Raw genomic sequence first — 14896 nt, forward strand, 5'->3', positions numbered from 1 at the left:
GCCCGGACATGACCGAAGCGACGAGGATGGGATCGGGCAGCACGCGGTTCGCAATGCTCGTAGCGGCCGTTTCGTTCTCTGCACTGGTACTGCAGTACATCCTGCTCATCGGTCTCACGCTCGACACGATCGGGCCGGCGTTCGCGACGGTGAGGTTCTTCAGTTACTTCACCATCCTCAGCAACATCCTGGTGACTTGCGTGGCCGGCAGTGCGGCCTTCGGAACGGACGGACGCTGGGTGCGGTGGTTCGCGCGCCCTGGCGTGCGTGGCGGCGTCGCGGTGTACATCGCGGTGACCGGCGCGGTTTATTTCCTGATCCTGCGCCACCTGTGGCAGCCGCAGGGCGCGCAGTGGTGGGCCGATAGTGGGCTGCACTACGCCACACCCGTGCTGTATCTGGCCTGGTGGGTTACCTGCCTGCCGCATGGCCGGTTGGGTTGGGGTGTATTGCCGCTTTGGCTGCAGTTTCCGCTGGGCTACCTGCTCTGGAGCTTGGCGCGCGGCGCAGTGGTACACGAGTATCCGTATCCGTTCATCGACGTCGACCGGCTCGGGCTGGTCGTGGTGTTGCTGAATTCGGTTGGTGTGCTGCTGCTGATGGTGGCGGTAAGCGCGTTACTGGTTCTGTTGGATCGTGTGCTGGGGCGATCCCGCGTTGGCAACGCTGCCGCATGAGCGGGGATTTCATCGCCTATCTGCAAGAATTGCTTGCCGACTTCGGGGCGGTGACTGTGCGACGTATGTTCGGCGGCCATGGCCTGTACGTGTCCATCGACGGCAGCGACGGCGTGTTCTTCGCGCTGGTGCTCGACGATGCGTTGTACCTCAAGGTCGACGCGCAGACGCAGGCGCGGTTCGAGGCTGCCGGCAGTGCGCCATTCGTTTACACCAAGCAGCGGGAACCGATCACGCTCAGCTACTGGTCGGTGCCGGACGAAGCGATGGATTCGGCACAGGCGATGCGACCGTGGGCGCAACTGGCGTATGAAGCCGCGTTACGCAAGGCGGCGTCTCCGCCGAAGCGTAAGCCGCGCGCACGCGCGGGCAAGCGCAAACCCTAATCCTGCGGCTGCGCCAACAGCCAATCGACGAACGCCTGCGCTGCCGGGCGCAGGCGCTTGTGCGAGGGATACACCACGTAATAGTCCCAACGCCCTTCGAGTTCCGGACCTGGCAACCGCACCAGGCGGCCGCTGGCGAGATACGGCGCGGCGATGCGTTCGCGCGCGAGCGCCGCGCCGAGCCCGCATGCGGTCGCGTTGAGCGCGTCGGTGTGATCGGTGAAGCTGTAGCGATCATCGAGCTTGGCGCCGTGCACGCCCGCGGTGCGGAACCAGTCGTGCCAGCCCTGACGCGAGAGATCAGAGATCAGCGGCAGGCGAGCGATGTCGGCGGCTTCGCGAATGCGGTCGAGCCCGGGATAATTCGGTGCGGCAACCGGAAACATCACTTCCTTCATCAGGTGATGCGCGGTCAGTCCAGGCCAGTGGCCGGGGCCGTGGCGGATGCCGAGATCCGGGCCGCCGTCGTCGAACCGCGTCAGCGCGATCTCCGTATCGAACCGGAGCCGGATCTTCGGATGCGCCGCCTGGAAGTGCGGCAGCCGCGGCGTCAGCCAGGCATAGGCGAATGAGTGCAGGGTGGTGACGCGCACGCTGTGATGCTCGTCGCGGGCAGCGCGCAGGCCTCGCAGGACTCCGTCAAGGTCGGTGAGCGCATCGCCGGCAGCATCGGCCAGCTGTCGGCCTTCCACGGTCAACGCAACCCCGCGTGCGTGGCGCTGGAACAACACCACGCCGAGGCGCGATTCCAGTTTGCGCACGTGGTGGCTCACGGCGCTGGCGGTGAGGTTCAGTTCCTCCGCGGCGTGGGCGAAATTCTGGTGGCGGGCGGCGGATTCGAACGCCGCCAACGCCGGCAGCCAGTCGGAACGCAGGGCCATGTTGAGCCTCAAATATGGTTTGTGTCTGACTGGGAAAGTATGCGCTTGTGGGATGTGCATGTGTCAGGACAATGGCCCAGGCAGCAGCCAGATTGTTGCGTGCCCCGGCAGGATGGAGACAGCGCGTGGACCAAGCGGAATTTGCGTCAATGAGCGATGCGCATGAGGCGGTATCGATCGACCAGCTGCACGTGGTCGAAATCGGCCCTGGCTGCACGCGTCGCGATCTTCCCGGCCAACCCGGCGTACGGATCTGGATTGTCGACATGGAGCCCGGCAGCCAATGGCCGCACGTCGACCATCACGACCGCGGCGAGGCGTATTACGTGCTTGCCGGCGAAGTGATCGAAGGTGAAGCACGCTACCGCGCCGGTACCTATGTCTCGTTCGCTCTGGATAGCAGCCATCAGCCGCGCACCGAAACCGGCGTGCGTCTGATCGGAATCAACCCGGTTGCGGAAACGGTCGGCGTGAGGGCGCCATGACGTCTCTGCACCGTCGCGACTTTCTCGTCGCTGCCGCGTCGCTCGCGGCGGGATCGCTGCTTGCCACACCGAGTGTCGCCCGCGCGGCAGAAGCACTGGCTGCGCCGACCCTGCGTGCGCAGCGCCTCGCCTGGGCCGGCGTGCGGCTGCAGCTCGGCAAGGACAACCTGTTCCTCGACCCGCTCATCAATCCCGATGTATGGGGAACGGCGCTCAAGGACAGCTTCATACCCGTCGATGTCACCGATGGTGCACGCTATGTGCTGATCACCCACCGGCATCCCGACCATTTCGATCCACTCGCGGCGCGCCGCATCGTCGGCGACACCGGCATCGTGGTCTGCACGCCCGACAACGCCGCCGCAGTCGCGGCCGCCGGGTTCAAGGTCCGCACCGCATCGCTGTACGAACCGGTGCTGCTCAACGATTTCACCGCGACCGCCGTCCCTGCTTCCGATGGTTACGGCGATCCGCAGGTGTCATGGATCGTCACGGCTGGCGGGCGGCGGATCATCCACTGCGGCGATACGTTGTGGCACGGCGCCTGGTGGCATATCGGTCGCCAGTTCGGGCCGTTCGATGCGGCGTTCCTGCCGATCAATGGCGCGCGCTTCGCGTGGCGCAAACCCGTCAGTGATGTGCCGGCAGTGCTGACGCCGGAGCAGGCGGTCGCCGCTGCGCAGGTTATGGGTGCGCGGCTGATCGTGCCGATCCATTACGGCGTCACCGGCGCGGAAGGCTACAGCGAGATGCCGCACCCGGAAGCGGATTTGCTGGCCGCGGCGCGCAAGCGCACACAAGACATCGAAATCGTCCGCCCCGGCGATTGGTTGACCTGGAAACCGCGGACCTGAGCCTGCTCCTGAGAGCAGGGCCCAGCCCGTGTTCAAAAATCCCCCAATGAGATCGAATAATCCAATGTCCTCCACCGAATCCATTGCTTTACCGTTACCCGCCTCGCGCGATAACGCCTGGTTGACCCCGCTCGAACTCGGGCTGCTTGGTGCGATCTGGGGCGCCTCGTTCTTGTTCATGCGCGTCGCCGCCAATGATTTCGGCGCGATCCCACTGGTCGAGGTGCGCCTCGCACTGGGATCGCTGGTGCTGCTGCCGTTCCTGTGGCACTCGCGGGCGTCGTTCCCGTTGAAGTTGTGGCCGAAGCTGGCGTTGATCGGTGCGATCAACTCGGCATTGCCGTTCATGTTGTTCGCCTGGGCCGCACAACGTGCGCCGGCGGGCATCGGTGCGATCGCGAACGCGATGACCGTGTTGTTCACCGCATTGGTCGGCTTCCTGTTCTTCGGCGAGAAGATCGGCAGCAGGCGCGCCATTGCGTTGTTCGTAGGCTTCGCCGGCGTGGTGGTGCTGGCCAGCGGCAAGATCGCCGGCTTCAGCATCGGCTGGGCGGTGGTGGCGGGCGCCACCGCGTCGTTCCTATACGGCATTGGCATCAACCTGGTGCGCCGGCATCTGACCGGGTTGCCGCCGGCGGCGGTCGCATCCGCCACGCTCGGTATGGCGTCGTTGCTGACGCTGCCATTCGCACTAGCAAGCTGGCCTTCGACAGCGATTCCAATGAAGTCATGGTTGTCCGCAGTAACGCTCGGGGTGCTCTGCACCGGCGTGGCGTTCGTCATGTACTACCGCCTGATCGCGCGCATCGGCGCCAGCCGCGCGTCGACCGTGACCTACCTGATCCCGCTGTTCGGCGTGGCCTGGGCCTGGTTGCTGCTCGATGAGCCGGTGACGCTGACCATGGGTGTCGCCGGTGCGTTGATCCTCGGCAGCGTGGCGATCAGCCAGCGCGCAGCGAAGTGACTGCCATGGTCGAGAGCACACTGGTTGAGGGCACACCGGTCGAGAGCGCGCTGGTCGAAAGACGCGCGGTGTTCGATTTCGAAATCGAGTTCAGCAACGGCGGCGGGCTGCAAGGCCAGGACTTTCGCCTCGACATCGAAGGGGACGACATCGCCGATGACGCGCTGGCGGACTACATCGTCGCCGACCTGCGCCTGCTGATGGTCGAGCGCGTGCGGATTCTTCGCAAAAGGATCATCGCTGAAAAGCACAAGCGATCATGATCGCTTGTGTCATGCAGGGATCACGGCAGCCCGTATCTTCACTTTGGCCAGTCAGTCAGCTTGTTCAATAACGCCATGGCCGCGGCCGGATTGCGTTCCTTGGCGGCGCTGATGAAGTACACGAACACATCGCGTTTCACCTTCGCCGCGGGCTTGCCGGTTTCGATCCGTGGCAGGTCCGCCGGCTCATCACCGCCAGCCCATTGCTGCGCACGTTCGGCCCAGCGCTGCAGTTCGGCATCGGGATAGCCCGTGGCGACCTCGCTGCGCGAACGCATCAGGCGCGTGTAGACGAAATCGGCGGTGACATCCGCGAAGGACGGATATTCATCCGAGTCGGTGAACACCGTCGCCATGCCGTGGCGACGGGCGAGGGCGAGGTAGTCGGCATCGATGAAGCCGGGATCGCGCACATCGAGGACGTGGCGCAGGCGGCGGCCGTCGATCTCGCCTGGCAATAGCCCGACGAAGGCGGTGAAATCGTCGTGGTCGATGCGCTGGCCTTTGTCGAACTGCCACACGATCGGGCCGAGTTTGTCGCCGAGCTCGACGATCCCGCCGAGGAAGTCATCGACCTGGCCGCCTACCTTCGCGAGCACGCGCGCCTGCATGATCCGCATCGGCGCCTTGGCCGAGAACATGAACCCGTCCGGGGCCTCGTCGCGCCATTTTGCGTAAGTTGCTGGCTTCTGCGCGCCGTAGTACGTGCCGTTGATCTCGATGGCACTGACGTGGCGGCTGGCGTATTCCAGTTCGCGCCGCTGCACCAGCCCAGCCGGATAGAAATTCTTGCGCCACGGCGCATACGTCCAGCCGCCTATGCCGACGCGGATGCCGTCGATCGCTGACGGCGGGTTGGCGAAGAGGTCGCTCATGGCTGCCACGGATCGTAGCTGCCGAACCACCACAGGTGGCCTTTGAGGTCGCGGCACGCATAGCCACGGCCACCGTAATCCTGGTCGGCGATGTCGATGGTGATCTCGGCTCCCGCAGCCTTGGCCCGTGCGTAATGCGCATCGACGTCGGCAACGATCACGCAGCAGGATTGTGTTTCGCGGCCGCCGATCTCGTCGGGCTGCACGATGTGCTTGCCCCACTCACTGATGGCATCCGCCGAGCCCAGCATGATCATCCCGCTGCCGTAGGTGAGCTGCGCATGGTGGACGATGTCGGCTTCGGCGTAGACCGCATGGCGCACGAAACCGAAGGCATCGCATAGCCAGTCGATGGCGACATGTGCCTCGCGGTAGCGCAGGCAGGGGATGATGGTGGCGTTGCTTGCGGGCATGGCCGTGCTCCGTGGGGGACGCCGAGCCTACACCTTGGCGCATCGCGTGGGCATGACCATCGGCCATCGACCTGCGCGACGGCCCCCGCGATACTGCGCCGAACTCCAAGGGGGCACCCATGTCCAGATTGTTGCCGTCGATCCTGCTCGCTGCTGTCGCGAGCTGCTGCTTCGCTTCCCCAATCGAAGCCGAGGCAGATGCGCCCGTCGCAACGCCGGCGCAACTCGCCGACTTCGATGCCTATGTCGAAGGCGTACGCAAGCAGTTCGACGTGCCCGGGATCGCCGTGGCGATCGTCAAGGATGGACAGATCGTGCTCGAGCGCGGCTACGGCGTGCGCGAGATCGGCAAGCCGGCGCCGGTCGATGCCCATACCCTGTTCGCCATCGCCTCCAACACCAAGGCGTTCACGTCGGCATCGCTGTCGATGCTGGCGGATGAAGGCAAGCTCAGCCTCGACGATCGCGTGATCGATCATCTGCCGTGGTTCCGCATGGCCGATGCATACGTTACCCATGAGATGCGCATCCGCGACCTGCTGGTGCATCGCAGCGGTCTCGGGCTCGGCGCCGGCGACCTGCTGTTCTGGCCGGGCACCGACTACAGCACCGCGGAGGTCGCGCGGCGCCTGCGCGACGTGCCGCTCACGGGCAATTTCCGCAGCCAGTACGCGTACGACAACATCCTCTACGGCGTGGCGCAGCTGGTGATCGAGAAAGCCAGTGGCCAGACTTATGAACAATTCCTGCGGACGCGGATCTTTTCGCCGCTGGGCATGGATACGACCCGCTTCAACAGCGATGCATTGAAGCCCGGCGACAACGTCGCCACCGGCCACGCCAAGGCCGATTTCAAGGACCTGCAGCCTGCACCCAGGATGTCATGGAACAACGTCTCCGGCGCCGGTGGCATCTACTCCAGCGCGCACGACATGACGCAGTGGATGCGCATGCAACTCGCCGGCGGCACGTACACCGACAGGCACGGCAAGGAGCAACGCTTGTTCAGCGCCAAGCGGCAACAGGCGATGTGGTCGGTGGTAACGCCGATGACGATCAGCGAACCGTCAGTACCGGAGTTGGTGCCGGCGAAGCCAAATTTCCTTGGTTATGGCGAAGGCTGGCAGTTGTCCGATTACCGCGGCCGCAAGCTGGTCTGGCACACCGGTGGCTGGCCGGGCATGGTCTCGCGGCTGACCCTGGTGCCGGAGTACAAGCTCGGCGTGATCGTACTGACGAGCCAGGAAGTCGGTGCGGCATTCAATGCCGTGACGATGCGTGCCCTCGACGCCTTCCTCGATGCGCCGAAGACCGATTGGACGGCTGCCTACGCGGCGGCAGTGGCGAAAGCGCAAAGCAAGGCCGATGACAGTTGGCAGAAGCACGTCAAGGCACGCACTGCGGATTCGCAGCCGTCGTTGCCGCTCGCGCAGTACGCCGGCACCTATCGCGATCCGTGGTACGGCGACATCACGATCAAGCAGGAAGGCGGCAAGCTGGTGATGCGTTTCAGCCACACCGCAGAGCTGGTTGGCGAACTCGAGCACTGGCAGCACGACGTGTTCATCGTGCGCTGGCGGGAGCGCTGGCTCAATGCCGATGCCTTCGTGTCGTTCGCGCTGACTCCGGATGGCGCGGTCCGCGAGGCGCGGATGGAGGCGATCTCGCCGCTGACCGATTTCAGTTTCGATTTCCACGACCTGAAGCTGGCGCCGGTGAAGGCCGGTACGGCGAAATGATCCTCGCCTGATCTCGATCCGATCGCCGCGGCCATGCGCCGCGGCGATCCTCGGGTCGTTTACTGGATCGCTTCGTCCAGCATCAGTGCGCGCACGAAGCGCACCGGCGGCGCACCGTAGGACAACACCCGGTCGTGGTAGCGCTTGGCGTTGAAGTTGGCGCCTTCCTTCGCCTCCATCGCCTTGCGCAGGTCGAACTGTTCCTGCGCGCCGACGAAATACGTCGGCAGTTGCGCCGACGTCAGCTGTACGCGCACCCACTTGCCGGCGGCTTCACGTTCCTGCTGGAACGCCACCTTCGTCATCAGTTCCATCGCCTGCTCGCGCGTCCAGTTGTCGACGTGCACGCCCTGGTCGAGGATCGCGTTGGAGATCGCGCGCAGGTAGAACTTCAGCTGCACGAGGCGGAACAGCGGATCGTTGTCGAGGTAGCCCGCGTCCGCCATCACGTCCTCGGTGTAGACCGCCCAGCCTTCGGCGAACAATCCCGAGCGCAGCACGGCACGCAGGGTCGAAGGATGCTTCGCCGAATGCACGCCTTCGAGGTAATGGCCCGGCATCGCCTCATGGATCGACAGCAGGTGGATCATCCGCGTGTTGTATTCGCGCAGGAACGAATCGACCTGCTCCTTCGACCACTCATCCGGGATCGGGGAGATCGCGTAGTAAGTGTCGAGCCCCTTGTCGAGCGGGCCGGGCGAGTCGCAATACGCGACCGACACGCCGCGCTGGAACTCCGGCATCAGGATGATCTTGACCGGATCGTCCGGCACGGTGACCAGGTCCTTGGCGCGGGCGAACGTCGTGGCCTCGGCCAGCGTCTGCTTGGCGACGTCGACGACCTTGTCGCGCGCCGGACGGTCGGCGTACGCGAGTTCCAGTGCCGCTTCGATCGCCTTCTGCTGCTGTTCGTCGCTCGGCGTCGCCGGCATCTCAGGCGCACCTGGCTTGTCCTTGAGCACGGTCTGCGCGATGGCGTACATCTCTCCGCGGACGCGCTTGAGTTCGGCTTCGGCGCGCTGCTTGATCTCCGCGCGCGACAGCGACGACATCAGCGAGAACTGCAGCTTCTCGTCGTACAGGGTCTGGCCGATGCGAAACTCGCCCTTTGCACTCGGCACCAGCGTCTTGTCGAGCCAGGCCTGTTGCTCGGCGACGGCCTTGCGCAGGCCTTCGACCGCGGCATCGAGACGCTTGCGGTCATCGCCTTGCAACTGGTCGGCGTTCGGGGTGATGAAGGTGTCGATCAGGCTCAGCACACCGGCGTTCTGCTTGGCCACAGTCTCGGCATGGATCTTCGGCACACGCGCCAGATCCAGGTTCTCGCGCATCTGCGTGAAGATCGTCGGAATCTTCTCCATGCGCACGGTCGCCGACTTCAGCCGCTGCGGCATCGGCGCGAATTCGCGCGCCATCAGGTTGTAGATGGCACCACCGGCCAGGCTGTTGTAACCCTGCGGGTCCCAGGCCCAGCCTTGCAGCGTTTCGATATTCCAGATCTCCGAGCGCAACTGGTTGCGCAGGATCGCGGCATCGACCTGGTTCTCGCGCGACAGCTTGGCGACATCGAGCGCATCCAGTTCGGCCAGCAGTTTCTTGCTGAAATCCAGGGACTTCTGCCGGCCTGCAGCGCTGAGGTCTTCGATTTCGCTGTCGTAGCGGTGGTCGCCGATCTGCGTCGCCGACACCGGATTCAGCTGCAGCCAGCCATCGAGCCAGCGCTTGGACAGGTCGGCGAACTTCGCATCGGTCTCGGCGGTTGCGGCAGTCGCGTTGGCGGTCTGGTCGGTCGCAGGCGAAGTCGGTGCCTCGCCCTTGCAGGCGGCGAGGGCGGCGGTGAGCACGGCGACGGCTAGCAGGGTATGGCGCATGGTCCAGTCTCGCGGGGTGAAAACCCAAGCATAGGCTGGCAGGCGCTTCAGCGCATGGGCCGCAGGTTCACACCACGCGCCCGGCGTGGGTGTAGACATTCATGCTGTCGCCACGGGCGAAGGCGACGAGGGTGACGCCGGCGGCATTGGCGAGGCGGATGGCGAGCGCGGTGGGTGCGGAGATCGCGACCACCGTACCGACCCCGACGGTGGCGGCCTTGTGCACGATTTCGTAGGACGCGCGCGAAGTGATGGCAAAGAAGCCATCGCCCAGCGTCTGCTTCGTGATTGCGCCGATGACCTTGTCCAGTGCGTTGTGGCGACCGACGTCCTCGCGCACGACGATGCCATCGGCATGCACATAACCTGCGGCATGCACGCCGCCGCTGGCCGCGTTCAACGGCTGTCGTTCGGCCAGCAGTCGCAGGCCTTCGCGGATCGTGGCGGCCGGGAAACGTGTCGACGATTGCACTGGCGCGAGCGGACGGATCGCAGCCTGCAGGGATTCCGTTCCACACAAACCGCAGCCGCTGCGCCCGGCGAGGTTGCGGCTGCGCGCATCGAGCGCATCGAAACGCGCCTGTGGGATCGCGGCATGCAGGGCAACGCCGTCGTCGCTATAGACAATGTCGACGAGATGGAATTCATCTGGCGCGGCAATCACGCCTTCGCTCAAGGCGAAACCGAGCGCAAAGTCGTCGAGATCGGTCGGCGTCGCCATCATCACCGCGAACGGACTCCCGTTGTACAGCAGCGCGACCGGCGTTTCCTCGACCACGCGGTCGGCATGCGGCGTCCGCGCATCGCCGGCGATGCGCAGCGCATCGACCTCATGCAGGCCATCCGTCGTCATGCGGTTCGACACAATGCACGTCCACGTTCGCTCAGCCACAGCAGAGTGCGTTCGCCATCACGGCGCTGTTCGACCAGGGCAAGGCCGTCGTAGCGCGGGTCTTCGCCGAGCGCAGTCAGCAGTCGCTGCAATTCGCTCTGGCCGATGCCCAGGCGTTTGGCGACGCGTGCACTCGACTGCCCGTCCTCGACGGCAAGCAGGCGCAGCAGGGCGAGCGCGACGTCGTCGCTCATGCCGACCGTGTTTCGGCTTTGCGCAGCTTCACCGGGATCGACTTCGACGCCGGTGTACGCGCGCGCTCGGCATGACTGCCGAGCGGAACGAGTGCATTGGTTTCCGGGAAGTAGCTGGCGAGGCAGCCCGGCGGGATGTCGTATTCGACCAGCAGGAAATCGCGGGCCGTGCGCTCTTGGATAGCACCGTTGCCGTCGTCCCAGACCGAAATGATGTCGACATGGTTGCCGGGGGCGAAGCCGAGGCGGTCGAGATCGCTACGCGAAATCAGGCAGACACGGCGATAACCGTGGACGCCGCGATAACGGTCGTTGAGGCCGTACACGGTGGTGTTGTATTGGTCGTGCGAGCGCACGGTCATCAACTGTAGGAGCGGCTTTAGCCGCGAGCTTTCGGTGGTTTCGTCTAATGGCGAAGAGCTCGCGGCTAAAGCCGCTCCTACAGGAGCAAGCGCTAATGGGTGCACGTAGAGCTGCGCGCGGCCATCCGCAGTCGGGAAGACCCGCTCACGGTTCGGATGATGCAGGTGGAAGCCGCCCGCGGCGCGTACATTCACATTGAAGTTTTCGAAGCCATCGACCACTTCCGCGATCTTGTCGCGGATACGGTCGTACTGCGCGACCAGGTGCAGCCACGGCGTGCGGCTGTGCGACAAAGTCGCAGCCGCCAGTCGCGCCACGATCGCAGGTTCCGACAACAGATGCTCCGATGCCGGCGGATTCATCCCGACCGACAAGTGCACCATGCTCATCGAATCCTCGACCGTCACCGCCTGCGGGCCGCCAGCCTGCAGGTCGATCTCGGTGCGACCGAGACAGGGTAGGATCAGTGCATCGCGCCCGTGCACGAGGTGCGAGCGATTGAGTTTTGTGCTGACGTGCACGGTCAGCGCGCAATTGCGCAGGGCGCGTACGGTGAGATCAGTGTCCGGCGTCGCGGCGGCGAAGTTGCCGCCCATGGCGAAGAACACCTTGCCGCGGCCGTCGCGCATCGCCTCGATGGCATCGATGGTGTCGAAGCCGTGCTCGCGCGGTGGCGTGAAATCGAATGCAGCGCCGAGCTTGTCGAGGAAGTCGTCGGACGGCTTCTCGTAGATCCCCATCGTGCGGTCGCCCTGCACATTGGAATGCCCGCGCACCGGGCATGGGCCGGCGCCGGGCTTGCCGATGTTGCCGCGCAGCAGCAGCACGTTCACCAGCATCTGGATGGTGGCGACGCTGCGATGGTGCTGGGTGATGCCCATGCCCCAGCAGAAGATCGTCGCGTCGCTGTCGATGTAGACCTGCGCGGCCTGTTCGATCTGCGCGCGGCCGAGTCCGGATTCGCGTTCGATCGCATCCCAGCTGGCCGCACGCACGCTGTCGGCGAAAGCGTCGTAGCCGCTGGTATGCGTTTCGACGAAGCTGCGGTCGACGGCGTCGTGTTCGACCACGACCTTGGCGATGCCGGTCAGCACGGCGAGATCGCCGCCGATGCGCGGCTGGAAGTAGTGCGAAGCCAGGCGTACGCCGTCGCCGAGCATGTCCGCTGGCGATTTCGGGTCGGCGAAGCGTTCCAATCCACGCTCGCGCAACGGATTGAACGCGACGATGCGGCACCCGCGCTTGGCCGCGTTGCGCAGTTCGCCGAGCATGCGCGGATGGTTGGTGCCGGGGTTCTGGCCGAATACGAAGATCGCCTCGGCATGCTCGAAATCATCGAGCAGCACCGAGCCCTTGCCACTGCCGATCTGCTCGATCATCGCCACGCCGGAAGGCTCGTGGCACATGTTCGAGCAGTCGGGCAGGTTGTTGGTGCCGTACTCGCGCACGAACAGCTGGTAGAGGAATGCGGCTTCGTTCGAAGTGCGGCCGGAGGTGTAGAAGATCGCTTCGTCGGGAGAAGTCAGGACGTTAAGCGCGGCGGCGATTTTCGCGAACGCGTCGTCCCATGCGATCGGCACGTAGCGGTCGCTGTCGGGGTCGTACGCCATCGGTTCGGTCAGCCGGCCCTGCGCTTCGAGGAACTGACCGTCCTGTTCGCTGAGCCAGGTCACCGAATGCTCGGCGAAGAACTCGCGGGTGACGCGTTTCGATGTCGCTTCGTTGGCGACCGCCTTGACCCCGTTCTCGCAGAACTCGAAGGTCGAGTGCGCGTTTCGGTCCGGCCAGGCGCAACCGGGACAGTCGAAGCCACGGTCCTGGTTGGCGCGCAGCAAGGTGTTGCTGCCCTTCAGTACGACGTGCTGCTCGCGCAGGGCGTGCCAGGAACTCTTCAGCGCATCCCAGCCACCAGCGGGGCCGTCGTAATGTCCGATTTTGCGGTCGTCCGTCATTGCCTGTGAATGATAGTCCGCGTGATGGCATAGTGCGGCCAGCCTAAGGACCCAGGGGATGGCGATGCAGAGTCGGATGGTGGCCTTGCTGGCCATCGCGTTGGCGATCGGCGTGGTGGGGTGCAGCAAGCAGCACGAGTCGGCGGGCGACGCGCTCGAGTTGCCCTTGGCAAACCTCTCCAAGCCGCCGGGCAAGAACGGAATGGCGGCGATGCTCGCCTACGAGCATACGGTCGAGATCCTGCTGGCCGAAGACAAGATCGCCGCACGTACGGCGGAAGTCCAACAGGCCTGCAACGGCGGCAAGTTCGGTGCATGCGTGGTGTTGGGCGTGGAGACGCAGGGTGGCGAATTCCCGTCGGCGGAACTGAAGCTGCGCGCGGTGCCTGCCGCAATCGAACCCCTGATCAAGGCAGCCGGTACCGAAGGTGAAGTCGGGAGCCGTCGGACTACGGCCGAGGATTTGGCCGTAGTGGTTGCCGACAACAACATGTTGCAGCAACGTCTGCGGAAGGAACACGAGCGCCTGAGCGAATTCCAGCAACGCCGCGACCTCCGCGTCGCCGACATGATCAGTCTTTCGAAACAGCTCGCCGAGACCGAGGCCACGCTGGAAGTTGCCGAACGCGAAGCCGCACAGCATCGGCGCCGGATCGATACGCAGTTGTTGACGATCCGTTTGCATCCGCCTGGTGGTCAAACCGGGCGTAGCGAGATCGGTCAGGCCTTCCGTGATTTCGGTGGCATCTTCACCTCCGCCATCGCCTGGATGATTCGCGCTGCAGCGGTACTGCTACCGCTTGCAATGGTGCTGCTGGCAGCCGTGCTTGTGATCCGTCGTGTTCGTCGCTCGCGCAAGGAGTCATGACATGTGCCGCATCTGGTTGCTGTTGGTTTTGATCGGTGCCACGCCTGCATTCGCCGGATGTCCGCCCGAAGGGCAGAGCCGGGAATCGTTGCAGGCGCTCAAGGCCCTGAAATTCACGTTGCCAGATCCACCGGCGCGGCAGACGTTGGCCGAGGGTTTGGTCGATTGCCTCGGTGATCCTGATCCGGAGCTGCGCGACGGCCTCGCCTATGAGGCGTTGACGCATTGGATGCGAGCCAAGGAATTGAGTCCGGAAGGCTTGCGCGTGTTGCGCGATCGCCTGCAGGCGATGCTGGGCGAAGAAGATCCGGCTGGTTTCCGTCGACCATTCGCTGCGCTGGTGTTGTCGGAAGTGGCACGCACCGACCGCGTCGAGCCATGGATGGAGCCTGGCGAGCGCGCGGAGATGGTCGACGCTGCAGCGCGTTACCTGGAATCGGTGCGCGATTACCGTGGCTACGACGAGGAGGAAGGTTGGCGCCACGGCGTTGCCCATGGCGCCGATTGGCTGATGCAGCTGACGCTCAATCCCGCGCTCGAACGCGCGCAGTTCGACCGCATCCTCGCGGCGATCGCGACGCAGGTGGTGCCGGAGCCAGCGCATGCGTATGTGTTTGGCGAACCCGGCCGGCTGGCACGACCGGTGCTCTACATCGCCAAGCGCGGCGTGTATTCGGAAGCCGAATGGCAGGCGTGGTTGTCCGCAATGACGCCAACACGCGGAGATACGAAGCTGACGTACAAGGATGCGGTGTGGCTGGCGCGGCGGCACGATCTGCTGGCGTTCCTCACTTCCCTGTACCTGGAAGCCGATCAGAGCGAGGACGCGCAAATCCGCGCGCTCAAGCCCGCCATCGTCGCGGCGTTGAAGACGATCTGGTAAAGATCGGAGCGCGTTAACAGACGCTAGTCTTCCTCTTCCTCGAACTCGACCAGCGCGTCGAGATCGAAGGCCAGCGCTTCCACCGCCTCGCGCACCTTGCGCGCGGTGGATTCGTTCGGCGCGTCGATTTCCAGCTCGTGCACGTCCGGACCGCCGATATCGCTGAGGCCGGCCGAACTGGAATCGACGTCATCCATGTGCGGCATCAGGTCGGCTACTTCCTCGACGTGTTCGATGCCGTCCAGGCTCTGCAGTAGATTGATGATCGCGCGGGCATCGTCGTCGCTGCCGGTCAGGCGCAGTCGCAACATGGGCATGTCGGCACCTCCAGGAGAT

General features: G+C 64.7%; 17 protein-coding genes. 9 read left to right on the forward strand and 8 right to left on the reverse strand.

Features of this window, described 5'->3' with window-relative positions; translation table 11 throughout:
• Positions 1–8 precede the first annotated feature (8 nt).
• Both MO486_RS15510 and MO486_RS15515 read left to right on the forward strand, forming a co-directional pair.
• Positions 9–677: a Pr6Pr family membrane protein gene (locus MO486_RS15510; protein WP_242909962.1), complete on the forward strand. Its 669-nt coding sequence runs from the start codon at positions 9–11 to the stop codon at positions 675–677.
• Entirely contained in the window at positions 674–1063 is a 390-nt protein-coding gene (locus MO486_RS15515) for a TfoX/Sxy family protein (RefSeq protein ID WP_242909965.1), read from the forward strand. Before MO486_RS15510 ends, MO486_RS15515 begins: the two co-directional genes overlap by 4 nt.
• Here MO486_RS15515 and MO486_RS15520 read toward each other — a convergent pair.
• The gene (locus MO486_RS15520) at positions 1060–1944 is read right to left on the reverse strand and encodes a LysR substrate-binding domain-containing protein (RefSeq protein ID WP_242909967.1); all 885 of its coding nucleotides are present in this window, start codon (positions 1942–1944) and stop codon (positions 1060–1062) included. The genes MO486_RS15515 and MO486_RS15520 overlap by 4 nt on opposite strands.
• Before the next feature lie 149 nt (positions 1945–2093).
• On the opposite strand from MO486_RS15520, the gene MO486_RS15525 reads away from it, so the two are divergent.
• The 4 genes from MO486_RS15525 to MO486_RS15540 all read left to right on the forward strand — a co-directional run bounded on the left by MO486_RS15525 (position 2094) and on the right by MO486_RS15540 (position 4510).
• On the forward strand, positions 2094–2429 hold the full coding sequence (locus tag MO486_RS15525) for a cupin domain-containing protein (RefSeq protein ID WP_242909972.1): 336 nt from the start codon (positions 2094–2096) through the stop codon (positions 2427–2429).
• On the forward strand, positions 2426–3283 hold the full coding sequence (locus MO486_RS15530; protein WP_242909974.1) for an MBL fold metallo-hydrolase: 858 nt from the start codon (positions 2426–2428) through the stop codon (positions 3281–3283). Before MO486_RS15525 ends, MO486_RS15530 begins: the two co-directional genes overlap by 4 nt.
• Positions 3284–3347: 64 nt before the next feature.
• Positions 3348–4247 (forward strand): DMT family transporter, encoded by a 900-nt coding sequence (locus tag MO486_RS15535; protein WP_242909982.1) that lies wholly within the window; start codon positions 3348–3350, stop codon positions 4245–4247.
• A gap of 5 nt (positions 4248–4252) precedes the next feature.
• Positions 4253–4510 carry a cyclase gene (locus MO486_RS15540; RefSeq protein ID WP_242909984.1) on the forward strand — a complete coding sequence of 86 codons (258 nt, stop codon included), beginning with the start codon at positions 4253–4255 and terminating at the stop codon, positions 4508–4510.
• 38 nt (positions 4511–4548) lie between these two features.
• Here the strand turns inward: MO486_RS15540 and MO486_RS15545 are convergent, their stop codons facing one another.
• A complete protein-coding gene (locus MO486_RS15545) occupies positions 4549–5385 on the reverse strand; it encodes a DUF72 domain-containing protein (RefSeq protein WP_242909986.1) in 837 nt (278 codons plus the stop codon).
• Positions 5382–5798 carry a VOC family protein gene (locus tag MO486_RS15550; RefSeq protein WP_242909988.1) on the reverse strand — a complete coding sequence of 139 codons (417 nt, stop codon included), beginning with the start codon at positions 5796–5798 and terminating at the stop codon, positions 5382–5384. Before MO486_RS15550 ends, MO486_RS15545 begins: the two co-directional genes overlap by 4 nt.
• A 119-nt stretch (positions 5799–5917) precedes the next feature.
• On the opposite strand from MO486_RS15550, the gene MO486_RS15555 reads away from it, so the two are divergent.
• Entirely contained in the window at positions 5918–7537 is a 1620-nt protein-coding gene (locus tag MO486_RS15555; RefSeq protein ID WP_242909992.1) for a serine hydrolase, read from the forward strand.
• Between the two features lie 59 nt (positions 7538–7596).
• On the opposite strand, the gene MO486_RS15560 is transcribed toward MO486_RS15555, so the two are convergent.
• The 4 genes from MO486_RS15560 to MO486_RS15575 form a co-directional block, all read right to left on the reverse strand.
• On the reverse strand, positions 7597–9408 hold the full coding sequence (locus tag MO486_RS15560; protein ID WP_242909994.1) for a DUF885 domain-containing protein: 1812 nt from the start codon (positions 9406–9408) through the stop codon (positions 7597–7599).
• Between the two features lie 67 nt (positions 9409–9475).
• Positions 9476–10273: a formate dehydrogenase accessory sulfurtransferase FdhD gene (fdhD, locus tag MO486_RS15565; RefSeq protein WP_242909996.1), complete on the reverse strand. Its 798-nt coding sequence runs from the start codon at positions 10271–10273 to the stop codon at positions 9476–9478.
• Positions 10258–10494: a helix-turn-helix domain-containing protein gene (locus MO486_RS15570; RefSeq protein ID WP_242910008.1), complete on the reverse strand. Its 237-nt coding sequence runs from the start codon at positions 10492–10494 to the stop codon at positions 10258–10260. The genes fdhD and MO486_RS15570 overlap by 16 nt, the downstream gene beginning before the upstream one ends.
• Positions 10491–12809: an FdhF/YdeP family oxidoreductase gene (locus MO486_RS15575; RefSeq protein ID WP_242910010.1), complete on the reverse strand. Its 2319-nt coding sequence runs from the start codon at positions 12807–12809 to the stop codon at positions 10491–10493. Before MO486_RS15575 ends, MO486_RS15570 begins: the two co-directional genes overlap by 4 nt.
• Before the next feature lie 58 nt (positions 12810–12867).
• Between MO486_RS15575 and MO486_RS15580 the strand changes: the two genes are divergently transcribed.
• Together MO486_RS15580 and MO486_RS15585 are read left to right on the forward strand one after the other, a co-directional pair.
• Positions 12868–13677 carry a DUF4349 domain-containing protein gene (locus MO486_RS15580; RefSeq protein WP_242910012.1) on the forward strand — a complete coding sequence of 270 codons (810 nt, stop codon included), beginning with the start codon at positions 12868–12870 and terminating at the stop codon, positions 13675–13677.
• A 1-nt stretch (position 13678) separates the two neighbouring features.
• Positions 13679–14560: a DUF2785 domain-containing protein gene (locus tag MO486_RS15585; RefSeq protein ID WP_242910014.1), complete on the forward strand. Its 882-nt coding sequence runs from the start codon at positions 13679–13681 to the stop codon at positions 14558–14560.
• Between the two features lie 23 nt (positions 14561–14583).
• Here MO486_RS15585 and MO486_RS15590 read toward each other — a convergent pair whose 3' ends face one another.
• Positions 14584–14877, reverse strand: a complete 294-nt coding sequence (locus MO486_RS15590) for a hypothetical protein (RefSeq protein ID WP_242910016.1) — start codon at positions 14875–14877, stop codon at positions 14584–14586.
• Positions 14878–14896 lie beyond the last annotated feature (19 nt).

The organism is Lysobacter sp. CFH 32150, assembly GCF_022758295.1.
In the GTDB taxonomy this organism is placed as follows: domain Bacteria; phylum Pseudomonadota; class Gammaproteobacteria; order Xanthomonadales; family Xanthomonadaceae; genus CFH-32150.

Coding starts and splice junctions, on each gene's coding strand:
- MO486_RS15540 (WP_242909984.1), top strand. CDS start 4,253: ATGGTCGAGAGCACACTGGTTGAGGGCACACCGGTCGAGAGCGCGCTG.
- MO486_RS15585 (WP_242910014.1), top strand. CDS start 13,679: ATGTGCCGCATCTGGTTGCTGTTGGTTTTGATCGGTGCCACGCCTGCA.
- MO486_RS15580 (WP_242910012.1), top strand. CDS start 12,868: ATGGCGATGCAGAGTCGGATGGTGGCCTTGCTGGCCATCGCGTTGGCG.
- MO486_RS15590 (WP_242910016.1), bottom strand. CDS start 14,877: ATGCCCATGTTGCGACTGCGCCTGACCGGCAGCGACGACGATGCCCGC.
- MO486_RS15575 (WP_242910010.1), bottom strand. CDS start 12,809: ATGACGGACGACCGCAAAATCGGACATTACGACGGCCCCGCTGGTGGC.
- MO486_RS15550 (WP_242909988.1), bottom strand. CDS start 5,798: ATGCCCGCAAGCAACGCCACCATCATCCCCTGCCTGCGCTACCGCGAG.
- MO486_RS15515 (WP_242909965.1), top strand. CDS start 674: ATGAGCGGGGATTTCATCGCCTATCTGCAAGAATTGCTTGCCGACTTC.
- MO486_RS15520 (WP_242909967.1), bottom strand. CDS start 1,944: ATGGCCCTGCGTTCCGACTGGCTGCCGGCGTTGGCGGCGTTCGAATCC.
- MO486_RS15525 (WP_242909972.1), top strand. CDS start 2,094: ATGAGCGATGCGCATGAGGCGGTATCGATCGACCAGCTGCACGTGGTC.
- MO486_RS15545 (WP_242909986.1), bottom strand. CDS start 5,385: ATGAGCGACCTCTTCGCCAACCCGCCGTCAGCGATCGACGGCATCCGC.
- MO486_RS15510 (WP_242909962.1), top strand. CDS start 9: ATGACCGAAGCGACGAGGATGGGATCGGGCAGCACGCGGTTCGCAATG.
- MO486_RS15560 (WP_242909994.1), bottom strand. CDS start 9,408: ATGCGCCATACCCTGCTAGCCGTCGCCGTGCTCACCGCCGCCCTCGCC.
- MO486_RS15570 (WP_242910008.1), bottom strand. CDS start 10,494: ATGAGCGACGACGTCGCGCTCGCCCTGCTGCGCCTGCTTGCCGTCGAG.
- MO486_RS15535 (WP_242909982.1), top strand. CDS start 3,348: ATGTCCTCCACCGAATCCATTGCTTTACCGTTACCCGCCTCGCGCGAT.
- MO486_RS15555 (WP_242909992.1), top strand. CDS start 5,918: ATGTCCAGATTGTTGCCGTCGATCCTGCTCGCTGCTGTCGCGAGCTGC.
- MO486_RS15530 (WP_242909974.1), top strand. CDS start 2,426: ATGACGTCTCTGCACCGTCGCGACTTTCTCGTCGCTGCCGCGTCGCTC.